At 46.6% G+C, this 15,081-nt stretch carries 12 protein-coding genes and 1 pseudogene; 9 read left to right on the top strand and 4 right to left on the bottom strand.

What is annotated here, in order from left to right; translation table 11 throughout:
- Positions 1–68: 68 nt before the first annotated feature.
- The 6 genes from OXH39_17210 (at position 69) to OXH39_17185 (ending at position 6,120) form a co-directional block, all read left to right on the top strand.
- Positions 69–1,097: an RRXRR domain-containing protein gene (locus OXH39_17210; GenBank protein MCY3552204.1), complete on the top strand. Its 1,029-nt coding sequence runs from the start codon at positions 69–71 to the stop codon at positions 1,095–1,097.
- Between the two features lie 29 nt (positions 1,098–1,126).
- Positions 1,127–1,879, top strand: a complete 753-nt coding sequence (locus OXH39_17205) for a hypothetical protein (protein MCY3552203.1) — start codon at positions 1,127–1,129, stop codon at positions 1,877–1,879.
- 460 nt (positions 1,880–2,339) lie between these two features.
- Positions 2,340–4,547, top strand: a complete 2,208-nt coding sequence (locus OXH39_17200) for a von Willebrand factor type A domain-containing protein (GenBank protein MCY3552202.1) — start codon at positions 2,340–2,342, stop codon at positions 4,545–4,547.
- Positions 4,548–4,664: 117 nt separating this feature from the next.
- Positions 4,665–5,195: a hypothetical protein gene (locus tag OXH39_17195; protein ID MCY3552201.1), complete on the top strand. Its 531-nt coding sequence runs from the start codon at positions 4,665–4,667 to the stop codon at positions 5,193–5,195.
- Positions 5,192–5,647: a hypothetical protein gene (locus OXH39_17190; protein MCY3552200.1), complete on the top strand. Its 456-nt coding sequence runs from the start codon at positions 5,192–5,194 to the stop codon at positions 5,645–5,647. The genes OXH39_17195 and OXH39_17190 overlap by 4 nt, the downstream gene beginning before the upstream one ends.
- A gap of 164 nt (positions 5,648–5,811) precedes the next feature.
- Entirely contained in the window at positions 5,812–6,120 is a 309-nt protein-coding gene (locus OXH39_17185) for a hypothetical protein (protein ID MCY3552199.1), read from the top strand.
- A 174-nt stretch (positions 6,121–6,294) separates the two neighbouring features.
- Here the strand turns inward: OXH39_17185 and OXH39_17180 are convergent, their stop codons facing one another.
- From OXH39_17180 to OXH39_17170, 3 genes and pseudogenes are all read right to left on the bottom strand, one after another.
- Positions 6,295–6,522, bottom strand: a complete 228-nt coding sequence (locus OXH39_17180) for a hypothetical protein (protein MCY3552198.1) — start codon at positions 6,520–6,522, stop codon at positions 6,295–6,297.
- 3 nt (positions 6,523–6,525) lie between these two features.
- A pseudogene (locus OXH39_17175) lies at positions 6,526–6,813 on the bottom strand (type II toxin-antitoxin system HigB family toxin).
- A 248-nt stretch (positions 6,814–7,061) separates the two neighbouring features.
- The gene (locus OXH39_17170) at positions 7,062–8,468 is read right to left on the bottom strand and encodes a glycosyltransferase family 39 protein (GenBank protein MCY3552197.1); all 1,407 of its coding nucleotides are present in this window, start codon (positions 8,466–8,468) and stop codon (positions 7,062–7,064) included.
- A 438-nt stretch (positions 8,469–8,906) separates the two neighbouring features.
- On the opposite strand from OXH39_17170, the gene OXH39_17165 reads away from it, so the two are divergent.
- The 3 genes from OXH39_17165 (at position 8,907) to OXH39_17155 (ending at position 12,873) form a co-directional block, all read left to right on the top strand.
- Complete coding sequence (locus tag OXH39_17165) at positions 8,907–9,641, top strand: hypothetical protein (GenBank protein ID MCY3552196.1); 735 nt, start codon at positions 8,907–8,909, stop codon at positions 9,639–9,641.
- A gap of 135 nt (positions 9,642–9,776) precedes the next feature.
- Complete coding sequence (locus OXH39_17160; protein MCY3552195.1) at positions 9,777–11,153, top strand: ammonium transporter; 1,377 nt, start codon at positions 9,777–9,779, stop codon at positions 11,151–11,153.
- Positions 11,154–11,583: 430 nt separating this feature from the next.
- On the top strand, positions 11,584–12,873 hold the full coding sequence (locus OXH39_17155) for an ammonium transporter (GenBank protein ID MCY3552194.1): 1,290 nt from the start codon (positions 11,584–11,586) through the stop codon (positions 12,871–12,873).
- 148 nt (positions 12,874–13,021) lie between these two features.
- Here OXH39_17155 and OXH39_17150 read toward each other — a convergent pair whose 3' ends face one another.
- Positions 13,022–15,031, bottom strand: a complete 2,010-nt coding sequence (locus OXH39_17150; GenBank protein MCY3552193.1) for an acetylxylan esterase — start codon at positions 15,029–15,031, stop codon at positions 13,022–13,024.
- Positions 15,032–15,081: the final 50 nt, after the last annotated feature.

Raw genomic sequence — 15,081 nt, 5'->3', positions numbered from 1 at the left:
AAGTCTGATTCCTCTCGGATACTGTGATCTGGATGGGGAAATACATATCCGCAAGGAAGTTACAAACTATGTTTGTCCCAGTTGTCGATAAGAATCAAAAGCCATTGATGCCTACACGTCCTTCCAGGGCAGCGAAGTGGATAAAATCAGGGAAGGCAACTCCGTTTTGGAGCAACGGTGTATTCTGTGTCCGACTCAACAGAGAGCCTTCAAAACGATATAATCAAGAGATTGCTGTCGGAGTAGACCCCGGCAGCCAAAAAGAGGGCTTTACCGTCAAATCGGAATCACATACGTATTTCAATGTGCAGGCAGATGCCCATAACAAGGTATGCCAGAAAGTTGAAAAGCGTCGCGAACTTCGTAGAGGCAGGCGTTCTCGGAAGTGTCCAAACCGAAAAAACAGAGCGAATCGTCTTGCTAACAAGGAACGTATTCCTGCTGGCACACGTGCGAGATGGGATTGGAAACTACGAATACTTGATTGGTTTTCAAAGTTATATCCTATTACACATATATGTGTTGAGGATATTAAGGCACGAACAGTAGAGCATGCCAAGAAGTGGAACACTTCTTTTTCCCCACTTGAAGTTGGCAAACAATGGTTCTATGCTGAAATAGAGAAACGTTGGGAGTTGCGAACTTTACAAGGTTGGCAAATAAAAGAGATTCGGGATAGACTTGGACTGAAGAAATCCTCCAAGAAACTTTCAGAAACGTTTGACGCGCATTGTGTAGATAGTTGGTGTCTGGCACATTACACTATCGGTGGCACTGCTAAAGTGGATAACACGGATATATTCTGTCTATCGCCTATACCTATCCAGCGAAGAACTCTCCACAGAGAACAACCGAAAAAGGGCGGTATTCGGTCAAGGTATGGTGGAACAGTATTAGCAAATGGGCTCATAAAGCATACACTGGTCAAGCATGCGAAACATGGATTAACACGTTTGGCAGGCATAAACGCAAAAAGGTTGTTTTCTCTCTATAACCTTGACGGAAAACGATTAACAACAAATGCGAAGGAAAACAGTTTCAAAGTTTTAACACGGCTTAACTTTAACTATAGGAGCGGGCATTCCACCCCAACCTAAAGGATGGGGTCTCCTGCCCGAAGATTAGCATGAATAACCTTCTCGTATGTCCTCTACAGATTTTCAACAACCTCTTTAAATTAGTTGTTATCTTAATGATTTGTATGATGTCTTTTGTTAGTTTTTCTACTGCCTTCGCCGATGCTCATGAAATGGAAGGTGAAGAGGCAGAAGAGAAACCGATGGAAGAAAAACCAAAGATTACCGGATGGTTTCAGATTGATGTCGATAGTTTAGGCACCTATTTTTTGGTTGGTGCAAGTCATCCACTCAGCGGTGGCATTTCATTTGATTCTAATATCTATGTGAACGATCATTTGGGCGAGTTTGATATGGGTATTTCATTCCCTGTTATCGCGAATGACAGCATGGCACTGCTACTAACCCCGATGCTCGGCGTTGGGTTCGAGTATACCACTCCAGACGGTCCCTATGCCTTATACCCCCAAATCTTTGCTATCCTCCCCGCCGGTAAAATCTTCGGTTTCCACTGGACAATCAGCACAATCAAAACCATATTTGATAGCGAAAGTCTGAATGAAGTCTACAACCGAACTTACCTTACGTATGCCTTAAACGAAACTGTCGCGGTGGGTCCACAGTTTGAAACAGTCCTGGGTCTTGGCGATGGCGGTGGACTGTGGGCAATGAATTTCGGTGGACGTTTGAACCTCGGTTATGGCGAGAATAACACACTCGGCATATATGTCGGGTATGAAACCAAAAAAGATGAAGGTGAAACCGGACTTACGGGTAGAATGAATTTTACGCGTAGATGGTAACATATTATTATTTTCCCATCCTCAAGATTCACGATCAAAGAATTATTTCTGAGAACGTGAATTCAGTGTGGAAAGAGTGGATTTGATGTAAAAAAGAGAACTCCTTGTGGCAAAGGTTCGCTTGCCTTATTATGCTACAAGGAGTTTTTTGCTGCTGTAAAATCCGTATTGGAGACCCTTCTACAGTCGTAAATCATTGCCTAACAAAATATTTTTTTCACGTGATGTAAGGTTTTGGGAAAAAAATGTGTCTTTAAATATTAATATTGTCATGATATAATTGTTCGGTCGAACATGAAGGCTTTGACGCTTTCTTTATTGCAGGAGACCATGAACAGAAAGAAATTAACCTCTCAAAAGCAAAACGACTGCTCGGTTGGGAACCGTTGACGCATACTTTGGTGTTGTAAAAGGTTACTATTACAAATACGATTTATAAAACCCCTCCAGGAGATAATTTATGAAGAAAGTGTTTAAGAAAAACCTCCTTTTCAGTAGTTTCGTTGTTCTTATAGGATTAGGATTCACAGCAATGAGTTACGGCGCAGCGGTCGTCTCTGTAACGCCCGATCAAATTTCATCGCCAGCAGTCGGTGAACAGTTGGAGTTCAGCATTGAAATAACAGGGGCAAAAGGTGTTGCCGGTTATAAACTAACCATTGGTTTTGATCCGACTGCACTCCGCTACATTGATAGTACAAATGGGGACTACCTCCCCACGGGGACGTTTGTCTCCTCAATAGTTCCCTCTGCGAACGGGGTCTCCGTCGCAGCGACTGCCCCGACAGGTGTTGCCTCATTGGAAAACGGCACGCTTACGACTGTAAAATTTGAGGTTGTGGCAGTAAAGTCTTCTACCATTCAGTTAGTGGATGTGACGCTCTTTGATAGTGCAGCGATGCCACTGCCAGTCATGACTGTAGATGGAACGGTCGTGGCAACGCTTTTACTTGCAGTGGATGTCAATCAAGATGGAACGGTAAATATCGTTGATTTGACGCTGGTGGCTCAGAATTTAGGGACACCCGCGACAGCTAACCCGCGCGTTGATGTCAATGGAGACGGAAACGTTAATATTTTAGACATGGTGCTTGTTTCACAAAACTTTGGTGAGGTAATACCACCTACTGAACCTGTTGTTCCTACACCTATTGTGCCACCAAATATTGCGTTAGATGCTGTTGCTACAGCTGAGGCAGCAAGCCCTGCTGTCCCTCAAGCCGGCATAGTGCCGCCTGTCCCCAGTCCAGTTGTAGTCAATCCATGGGACGTTGAATTTAATCCTCCCAACAGTGCTGCGTTTGACGATGTTTTCTTTCAGGCACATGGGACGAACCCATTTATTGATACGGAGGATGACGCTTTTTCGACGTTTGGCATGGATGTAGATACCGCGTCCTATGCCATCACGCGCCGTTATCTCCGAGACGGGTATCTGCCGCCTCCAGAGGCAGTACGCGTTGAGGAATTTGTCAACGCGTTTGATTACAATTATACACCCCCGTCTGATGAAACATTTGCTATCCATCTTGAAGGCGCACCTTCCAAATTTGGCGAGGGCAAACGGCTGCAATTGTTGCGAATCGGCATTCAAGGGTACATTGTACCGGACAGAGACCGGAAAGACGCGAAGCTGACGTTTGTAATCGATGTCTCTGGTTCAATGAATAGAGAAAACCGATTAGAGTTGGTGAAACGTGCCTTGACCCTCCTTGTTGACCAACTTCGACCTACAGACGAGATCGGCATCGTCATTTACGGTTCTACTGCCCAAGTCGTGCTGCCACATACGCGAAATGTTAACCGCGAGCACATCTTAGCGGCAATCCATTCGCTTTCGCCCGGTGGCGCAACGAATGCAGAGCATGGGCTACGACTCGGATATGAACTCGCTCTCCAGAATTTTGGACCCGATTATATCAACCGCGTGATTCTCTGTTCGGATGGTGTCGCGAATGTTGGACAGACGGGACCAGACGCGATTCTTACAGAAATTGGGAACTATGTCAAGGATGGCATTCTGCTAACGACAGTCGGGTTTGGGATGGGCAATTACAACGACATTCTCATGGAGCAGCTCGCAAACAAGGGCAACGGAAGTTACGCCTATGTGGATACCGTCAAAGAGGCAGAGCGTATCTTTGTGGAGAATTTGACCGGCACGTTGCAAGTCATCGCAAAAGATTCCAAGGTCCAGGTTGAATTCAATCCGCAGACAGTCAGTCGATTTCGTCTTCTCGGCTATGAGAACCGCCGCCTTGCACAAGAGGACTTCCGCGATGACGATGTTGATGCAGGCGAAATTGGTTCAGGACACAGTGTCACCGCGCTCTATGAGATTAAACTCCATGAAGAAGAAGTTGTCGGCAAACTCGCGACCGTTTTCATCCGTCACGAAGACCCGGACACTGGTAATGTTACGGAAGTCAGTCAGGATATCTTTGCTGACGAACTTAAAGGGACATTTGAAGAAGCCTCCACTTCATTTCAACTTGCTGCCACTGTCGCGGAATTCGCAGAAATCCTTCGCGGCAGCTACTGGGCACTACAAGGCAGCTTGAACGCTGTAGAGCAGACGCTTGAAGGTATTTTTCCTTTCACACATCAACGGACAGAACAGCAAGATGAGCTCATAACGCTCGTGCGTCAGTCAATCCGCTTTCAATAGATCGAACTCACGTTAAACAATAACTAAACTTTGGACAATTTTTAAGAATTCTCATGCTTAGGTCGAGACGGATAGAAATACCTGAGTCCTCAAACTTCAAAAAGAGGAAAACCATTTATGAAAACAAAGTTATATGCCGTAATAACACTACTCGCGTTTGTTACACTCTTCGCTCTACCGAATAGTTTTGCTCAAGAGGTATCACCTGAGTACGTGGTGCGAGTGATTTATTTTCTTCCGAATGACCGTCAGGCACAGTCCGACATAGATGCGAAGTTAGATACACTAATGAAAGACTCGCAGCAATTTTACGCCGATCAGATGGAAAGTCATGGATTTAACAGAAAAACTTTCAGACTGGAAACCGATGCAAGCGGTGAGGTTGTAATACATCATGTCAAAGGAAAATTTAACAATATGTATTATAATCAATCCCCGGGGAGTGCCTGGGAGGAAATTGGTAACGGGTTTGATAGATCAAAGAATATCTATATCATGTTCCTGGATACGAGCATTGCCGGTCATAAAAATTGGAATCCGCACGGCGGAAGAATAGATTCCAGGGGTGGATTTGCAGTCGTCCCAGCGTCTGGTCTTTTTTCAATGTTGGCGTTGCTATTCATGAACTGGGACACGCCTTTGGATTGAGTCATGATTATAACGAAGATGCAAAAATAACCTTGTCTGTGTACACCGAAGATCCAATAGCCAGGTCTTTCTGTGCAGCCGAATGGTTGGATGTCCATCCGTACTTCAACGATAACCAAGCCCCTTTCAACCAAAATACAACAGTTCAAATGCTTCCACCTCTTGCCTCTCCACCTAATGCCATTCGCCTTCGCTTTGAGGTAACCGACCCTGATGGACTCCATCAAGCACAGTTGCATGATGATTTTGGCGTGATTGCTTGTCAGTCCATAAACGGTCAAAGCAATACTGTTGAATTTGTTACGACTAAACTAATTGCAGGTTCTGTAACTGACACATCGCTTCGGATTGTTGATAAGTCTGGTAACTACATACAGCGTAGCTTCCCGATTGATGTCACCTCTGCCCTGCCGCCTCCGGAATTCGTAGATACAAAAATGGCGTTCCTTTAGATGGCACCAAATCAACAAGTTGGATCCTTGCCGATACTAAATTACTCAGCACCAGTACTTACTACGGACATCCGACCGACCTTAGCAACCCCGGGCAGCGTGTTGGAGGTCCACTGCCTGTTACTTTATCCCATTTTCGGTCTGAGCGTGTTGAGGCAGGTGTTGTGCTTAAATGGACTACCGAATCAGAATTGGACAATGCGGGGTTCAATATCCTTCGCAGTGAAACAAAGGATGGTGAGTTCAAGGTCGTCAATCCGCAACTCATTCAAGGCGCAGGTACTACAAGTGAACAGCATGACTACACGTGGAAAGATACTACTGCTAAACCCAATGTCGCTTATTATTATCAGATAGAGGACATCTCTCATGTTGGGGTTCGCAAAAAGTTAGCCACCGTCCGTATGAGAGGGCTTGTGTCGGCGAGCGGCAAACTTACCACAAGGTGGGGCACTTTGAAACTGCAAGAGTAATTATACCGATAAGAGTTAGGTAAAAGTAATAGACCCCGTCGTTTGTCCGCGCGGAACAATACACGCCGTGTGTCTACTATTTTGATGACCAATTATGTAAGTCCTAACCTCTCTTCAGATCAGTTTCACCCCTTTGGAATGCCAAACGAGCATTCGGCGTTGATTCCCAACAAGTTATATTGCTGTCAGTTCTGGGACGTGTTCGTCTTCATATTTTTCTATCAACACACCGATGACTTCCATCAGGGAAGCTAACGGATGATCTTCATCTTCACCTACGACATCGATTAAATTGTCTAATACCTCCGTAAGTCGTTGGTATTCACTTTGTGCATGCGGAACAAATACAACCTTTGTTAGTAGGGGCCATACATTTTGCGCAGTTTGTACTTCCGTTACCATGGTTCATTCTCTCCATTTGCTTTTGTTATATTCGTCGTGTGTTAGCACTACGCGAATATAGACTTTTTAGCGATTGTAGTGTATTGCAGCAATAAGCCGTGCTTTGTTGCCACCAATGTTGAAAACCGTTAGTTTTCCAACTTGATCGGCATGAGGAAACGCCGTACGTAGCTCAGCAAACGATAGGAAGTGGCCTCGTTTCATTAAGCGATACCAATGTTCAAGTGATACTCGGGAATTCGGATGTCTCTCGACAAACTTGTTTAGGCGTTTTCGTGTAATAACATGCATGAGGTACAACAGGTAACATTTAAGCCGCGGTAGATTGTCCTTTTTTATTATACACTTCGATATTGAGAGTAGTCTACCACAATTTGCCCCAGATAGCAAGCTTAATAATTTTCAGTTATCAGTTACAAACGGACTCTAATCCTGAAAAATTCTTGAATCCTGTAAATCCTGCTTCAGACAATGGACGCTAGGCATTACGGAATCAAATTCTTAATTCATTAAACCACGCCTGCAAAGCCAATTCCGTTCTATTCTAACAGATAAACATGAATCGTTCTGTCTTTTGCCCGCGAGAAGGCAGGGAACGTTTTTATGAGATGTCCGCGTTGGCGAATCCAATTGCGGACATTTTCATTTGCATCAAAAACATTAAAACTCGCCACATCGACCAGAAACCATAACCGTTTTCTGCCCGAAGTTTCCCATTCTTTTTCAAACGCTTCCGAGTTGTCTAACAGTCCGCCGATATAAATAGGTGTCAATTCAGGAAGATAATACCTACCCATCTCAGGTTCTGAAAGCACCACTTTATCGGTAGGTTGCGTCTCTGTTCGGATGGCTTCAAACGCCTCCCGCCATTTCGGTCTCCCGCCATTTTCAATTCTAAAATAGAGATAGTTTTGTGATAGAAGTGTCACCAGAAGCACACACGGCACGAGTACACCAAGCGTGCTTCCTGATTTCATCTCTATTGCTTTCCAGACCCGTTCACATGCAACACCAGCAAGAATAAAATAGGCGGGCGTTGTCCAGAATAGATAATAGCCAGCGACATTTTGAAGCTGCGAGGCGATCAGGAAGAGTACCAACGGGACACCGGCATAACAGAGCAAAAAGCGTGTGGATTTGTTGATAGGTGTCGCAACGAACCCGAAAAAGGCGGCGACGGCAACTGGGATGCTCACACCTTGGACAAGCGTTAGCACAATGTAGAGCGGACTCCGCTGCCATACGTTGCGTCCCCATCCGGAGAAGAGATAACCCCGAACATCTGGGAGCGCGAGAGCCAGCACTGGAATCGCAAACGGGATAAAAAAGATAAGCAAATTCAGCCACCGCTTCCTGTTAGATTTTTCTAACAAGCAGATCATAGCATAAGCCGATAAAGCCGGAACAATCACTACAGAGAGGGTATGCGAGAGAATTAAACAGAGGCAAGAAACAAGCGCGCCTATTGTCAAAAGCGTTGAATCTCGTTCAAGAGACAAATAGAAAAACCATGCTGTCAATATCGCAAACAGAAAGGTGAAAACAGGATAACGAGCGTTCTGTGCCCAAAACAGGTGCCAACTGGAGCATGCCACAAATGCTCCACTCAGAAGTCCGACCTGCCAGTTGAAGAGTGTCCTACCTAACCCGAAGACTACTGGGATAGAAATGATACCGATGAGACAGGGGATCAAACGACTTCCCCATTCGTCACTGCCAGCAAGCGAGATTGACAACTTCACTGCAAGATACGGGATCGGATTCGGAATGTTCCGCCAACTCTCAAATGAGAGGCTTTGCGCGTCCCGAACCGTGAAGACCTCATCAATCCAAAAACTCCACTGCCCTAAGTTCCAAAATCGGAGTGCTACCCCGAACAGCACAATGACACTCAGAAGCGCGATTTGCATCTTTTTTGGGCAATGTTTTGTCGAAAATTTCAGCATTTTTTGTTAGGGATCTGTTTCCTCACTTAATGGTTAACGCTCAACGGTTGCCCGTAAAGGGTTTCCGTTTGGAGCGGTCATAAACTTGGAAACCGCCACTGGTGCCCTGCTGACAGTTGATAATCTATAGCAAATAAGCCGACAGCCGAAAGTGAGCGTAGCGAACGCCCTGACTGCCGATAGCCAATTGGCACGCGTTTTGCTTTAAATGAAAATAGGTGCGCAGACGAAAGTCACTATATCACAGGTTTGTGCCAAAGTCAAGTGCTCTCTTTCTCCGTAAAAGTCGCAGACAGGCATGATTGCACCATAATTGTACGTTGCTTAAATTTGTTATAACCATGTAGGCGCGTTTTGGACGCGCATATTAGCAGGGGAATGATCCCACATCTGATTTTGAAACAGAAAAATTGGAGTAAAACTCCAAGAGGTAAAATAATGAAAACGCATAAATTTTGGTTGGTTCGATTGTTAATGTTGGTTTGTATTTTTGCAGTTGGTAGTGTCCCCATGGTCTACGCGGACGCTCATGAAGCAGGTGAAGAGATGGCAGAGGAAGAGTCATCAGGTGCTTCCGGTTGGTTCCGTACCGATACGGATAGTTTAGGAACGCAGATCTGGGTCGGTGCCAGCCATTCCCCAAGTTTCCTCGGAGGTCTCTCATTGGATACCGACATTTACGTTGTTGGGACGTTCGGTGAGTTAGATATCGGACTCGGCATTCCGGTCGTTGATAGCGATTCGCTGTCCCTCAGTTTCCTCCCTATGGTAGGTATTGGATTTGACTATGAATCGGCGAATGGACCTTCTTCTCTTATTGCCCCACAATTATTTACTTATCTCACGGCAGGTTCCATCTATTTTGAGTCATGGATACAAGGGTTCTTTAACACACCCTTTGATTACGATGATGATTCAATTTACACTCGTAACTTTATCCTCTATTCACTCAACGACACTGTTGCTATTGGTCCGCAAGTAGAAGTAGGACTAACCCTCGCAACGCTCGACCCAGAAGACGAGACGGGGCTTAGCAGTCTGGCACCTGGTCTCCGTGCCAATGTCGGCTATGGCGAAAATAACACACTGGGTGTTTTTGTCGGTTTTGAGACCCAAAAAGGGGACGATGAAACAGGACTTACTGGCAGAATGACTTTCGTCCGCACTTGGTAAAGATGAGAACTATCAGTTGTTAGTTACAAGTTATTGGTAACAAGAGATGTTTGATGTATCAATCTCTCTTCACTGACGACTCTCACTGCGAGGCAAACTGATAACTGACTGCTGTTCTACAAGGAGATATCCCAAATGAAAAGAAAGGTTATCATAACAGTTTTTGTGCTCACCTGCTTGCTGAGTTTGAATGCTTTCGCGCTAAATGGATTGGTAGATACCGATGGCAAGCTCGAAAAGGTTGAAACTTCCAAGTATATGGGAGACACATTGTGGGTGCTTGTCGCTGCATTTCTTGTTTTCTTTATGCAGGCAGGATTCGCTATGGTGGAGTCTGGGTTCACGCGTGCTAAGAACGCCGTCAACATTCTCATGAAGAACCTTATGGACTTCTCAATGGGTTCAGTCGCTTACTGGGCAATTGGTTTTGCTATTATGTTTGGTGCCGGTAATGCATTCATGGGAACAAGTGGTTGGTTCGTTCCTTCTGAATCCCTCGCAGAAGGCGCAGCGACTGATGCGAGTGTGTTTAGCGCATTGGAGTGGAGTTCTGTCCCGACTTATGCAGCATGGCTCTTCCAACTTGTGTTTGCTGCGACTGCCGCGACGATTGTTTCCGGTGCAATGGCGGAGCGTACACAGTTCAAAAGTTATCTGATTTACAGTGTCTTCATTACAGGTATTATCTATCCGGTTGTTGGACACTGGGTTTGGGGCGGTGGTTGGTTGGCAGATGTAGGTATGTCGGATTTTGCCGGTTCAACAGTCGTCCATTCCACAGGCGGTTGGCTCGCATTAACAGGTGCTATTGTTTTAGGACCTCGTATTGGTAAATACGATGGAGATGGAAACCCCAGACCGATTGCGGGACACAATCTTCCGCTTGCTGCACTTGGGGTCTTTATTTTGTGGCTCGGTTGGTTCGGATTTAACCCCGGTAGCCAAATGGGCGCGGATGCAGCAGCGATTTCCAGTATCGCTATAACGACCAACCTCGCAGCCGCCACTGGTGCGATTCTCGCAATGATTACCGCATGGCTTATCCTCGGCAAACCCGATGCAGGCATGGCACTCAACGGCGCACTCGGCGGATTAGTCGCCATCACTGCAGGTTGTGCGTCTGTCACGCCAGAATCCGCTGCGATTATTGGTGCACTCGGTGGTATTGTTGTTGTTCTGAGTGTTCTGTTGTTTGAGAAACTCCGCATTGATGACCCAGTTGGTGCTATTTCCGTACATGGTACCTGTGGTGCCTTAGGCACAATCCTCGTCGGATTTTTCGACAGCTCAAGTGGCGTTTTCGCCGGTGGTGGATTCGCACTTCTCGGGGCACAGGTCATCGGTGTTCTTGCTGTTTTCGCATGGTGCCTCGTTACTGGCTTTATTCTCTTCTACGGAATCAAAGCCGCTACAGGTTTGCGGGTTACGGAAGAGGAAGAACAGGCAGGACTTGATTACGAAGAACACGGTGCAAATGCCTATCCTGACTTTAATGTCTCCGCAATACGTTAAAGTTGTTCCATGTAGTCTTTGATTCAAACTGAATCGAGACTAAAAACCGAATAGGGACCGCCCGCACGAAGTTTCACTTATATCCCTGAGTTTACTTCACGGCTGTGGGCGTTCCCTTTTTTCGCTATCTGTATCTTACTATCGTTTTAAACTTGATACTGTTATAGTATTCTGCTAAAATTCTGAATCAATGCTTCTCAGAATTAGGCTCTCTTTTCAGGAAATAATCGGTAGGACGAAAGTAGTTTGTCCCTACAAAATTGGAATTGGAGAGGTGGACGAAGTTGTCTGCCTTCACGGAAACAACAGAACAAGCAGTATTTGCTTGTAAATATTATGGAGGATTCCGATGCAACAACGATGTGCATCACAGTCTACAAAAAAGCGATCTGGTTATACACGAATTGGAACGCTAATTGTTATTTTATTAATGTGTGGTGTGCCGGGTTTGGCGATTGCACAAGAGACCGCAACGGCTGATTCCGGCGATACCGCTTGGATGCTTACCGCAACCGCCCTCGTGCTGTTTATGACGATTCCTGGGCTTGCCCTCTTCTATGGCGGACTCGTGCGCGTCCAAAATGTTCTCTCTGTGCTTATGCAATGTTTTGCATTGACAGGGTTGATTACTATTGTATGGGTTGTCTGTGGCTACAGCCTCGCCTTTAACACCGCTGGCATGGAGGCAGGGAAAATCACCGTCACGTCTTTTGTCGGTGGTCTTGGCACAATGTTCCTACGCGGTATTGGTGTAGATACTGTCTCGGGGACTATTCCCGAAACAGTTTTTCTTACCTTCCAGTTGACATTTGCGATTATTACACCCGCGCTGATCGCTGGGGCATTCGCTGAACGGATGAAATTCTCGGCGATGTTAGTTTTCTCTGTCCTGTGGTCGATAATCGTGTACGCACCTCTCTGCCACATGGCGTGGTCTGGCGACGGTTCACTGTTTGGTGATATTATCGGTGCTCTCGATTTTGCGGGCGGAACCGTTGTACATATTAACGCAGGGGTCGCTGCCTTAGTTGCTGCCATCTTGGTCGGTAAACGGCTTGGCTACCAGACAACGGCAATGCCACCGCACAGTTTGACAATAACTGTCATTGGTGCGTCAATGCTTTGGGTCGGCTGGTTCGGTTTCAATGCCGGTAGTGAACTTGCTGCTGATGGCACTGCGGGCATGGCGATGCTTGTCACTCAGATTTCAACGGCTACTGCTGCTATTGCGTGGATGTTTGTTGAGTGGGCGAAACATGGCAAACCGAGTGTCTTAGGCATTGTAACAGGTGCTGTTGCTGGTTTGGTTGCTATTACACCTGCTTCTGGCACAGCTGGTCCAATCGGTGCCCTCGTCATCGGGCTTGTCTCTGGTGTTGTCTGTTTCTGGGGTGCTACCAGTCTGAAATCTCAGCTCGGTTATGACGATTCTCTTGATGCGTTCGGTGTTCACGGCATCGGTGGAATTGTCGGTGCTTTGTTGACTGGCATCTTTGCTGCAGAGAGTTTAGGTGGTGCTGGATTGGCGAAGGCTAACATTGGAATGCAGGTCTGGGCGCAGTTCCTTAGTATCGCTGTTACGATTGTTTGGAGTGGTGTGCTTTCGTTTATTATCCTCAAAATTGTGGATGCCACAATCGGCTTACGCGTTGAAGAGGATGACGAACGCCAAGGTCTCGACCTATCACAGCACAACGAACGTGGATACAACCTCTCATAGAGGGTTTTGTAATCTTCCGCGATTGTAATCGCGTCTATAAATGAAAAAAGGGCGGACCTTAGTGTCCGCCCAATTTTTTTCACCGCTGTAGATGCGGTTTGAAATCCCACCTACCAGAGGAATTCATATATTTTTCGGTTTTACCTTATTATGCTGTCGTTACCTGTGCCGCTATCTCTTCATCAGACAACCCTTCTTTTTCGACAAGTAGGTGCTGACTTGCCCCGATATTTCCATAAACCTCAGCAATCCATTCCGTATCAAACGTATCACCGGTGTTATGGATAATCAATCGACGAGGTGCGACGAGTGTTCCAGCTGTCCGAAAATCTCCTGTGCGGCGGATACTCGGTATCGGTAAGGTCTCTAAAAACGCATCGTCGCTGCTGTTACCAAATTCTGCGGCATCCACAACAACATTTTTGACTTCTGTAAATCCCGCCGCCAGTAGGCTCCATAAACCCGCTTCACCGATCCCAATCAAGTTCACCTCTGACACATCGCCTCTACCTGTAAAACCGCGCAGCGTCGTTACGATGTCTTGCACGCGTAAGGCTGCGGTTGTGCGGTTGTAAGTGGTGAAGTAGTTGGTATCTTCTGATCTCTCGTAGTTACCGTGTTCACCTGTGCCAAACACATCAATGATGAGAACCTTCTGATCAGCACCAAGTAAGGCGGTGATGAGTGAGGAGGGTTCGCCTGTCTCCGAGTTGATTAAATTTTCCTTACCTCCCGGATGAACGATGAGTGTTACCGGGTCGTGCCCTACCTGCGGTTCCGGACTAAATAGAACAGCAGGAATAGCGTCCCCAACATCCCTTCTACTGATGACAAGATGTTTCGCAGACAAATTCGTATGGTAGGTCGTCGGAAATGCGCCTTCCGGTTCGACAAGCGTTACGTCTGTCCTTTTGGGAATGTGTAACCCGAGGGCATATTGCAACCCACTGCCCATCTCTTGGTTGAATGTCTGGAGTTCCGCTTCGTTCGTCGGTTTCCGTTTTTCGATCTCTTGTTGAGAACGGTTGACCCAAGCGGGTAGAAACTCTTCCTGTTTCATCGCATGCCCTGGCACCTCGCGTTCCGAGAAGACTAACAGATCCTCGTCTGGCTCAACCTGAAATTCAACCTCTTTAAACGCCGAAGTGTCCTCTGCTCCCAAAAACCATTTTGCAAACCAAGCATAGACCGCCTCGCGGCTCTCTTTGTTGTAGTTATGCTCTGCGTCCACCTGCACCTGATGCACCCTGTCTTCTGCATCGAAGTGGGCGTAGATGCTTCGGATAGCAGGGTATTCAACTGTTGGTGTCTTCACTGTCCAATCGCCTGTCGCAGAAACGAGTAAGAGCGGGCGTGGTGCCATCAACGCGCCAATTTCGATATTGCTTACGTCTAAACGGAGGTTTGGGGCGTTCTCACAGATACAGCCGCCTTGCATCGTCGCTGAAATCATGTTGACAGGTGCTGAGACCTTAATGCGTTCATCAACAGCAGTCAATATAAATGTTTGTGTTCCGCCGCCCGACGCTCCGGTACATCCGATGCGTTCATTGTCCACATCCGGTAGGCTCTCTAAAAAGTCGATGGAACTGATACTGTTCTGGAGTTGAAGCCCCATCGCACTAAGTCCCCACAGTCCTTCGTGTGCACCACCATAGCCGTGTTCTATCTGTTTACCGCTGTCGTTGTAACCGAGCATATCATAGGCAAAGATGACGTAACCTTGCTTGGCGAAGTTGATGCAGCGACCGGGGATTGAACCGCGTTCAATATTTTCAAGTCTCCCGCGCCCCCAATGTCCATGCGGACTCACGATCCCGGGGAACGGACCTTGTTTCCCTAACGGACGATATAAGTTTCCAGTTGTAAAGAATCCGGGCAGAGGCTCAAAATAGACCTTTTCAACGCTGTAATCTTCTCGCTCAATTCTTCCGAAGATCTCGGCATTCAGTGGTGTTGATTCGTGTGTTGGCACTAAACCGTTGGCAACACGAATCTGTTGACGTAAGGCTGCAGCTTTTTCTGTCCATTCCGTTTTGGTATAACCCGGAAAGGTGTAGGCGGTGTTAAGGTCGCGTGGCGTGCCACCGCGTGCGTCGCTAACGCCTTGTGAAGCATCAGTAAAGACGTGGGCGAGTTCGTGATGTTGTTCTGCCATTATTTATTCCTCCATTATCAATTTACTGTCGGAATCCCACGCCTTAGCGA

The sequence above is a fragment of the Candidatus Poribacteria bacterium genome, assembly GCA_026702755.1.
Taxonomy (GTDB): domain Bacteria; phylum Poribacteria; class WGA-4E; order WGA-4E; family WGA-3G; genus WGA-3G.
This window is presented reverse-complemented; position numbering and strand designations above follow the sequence as displayed.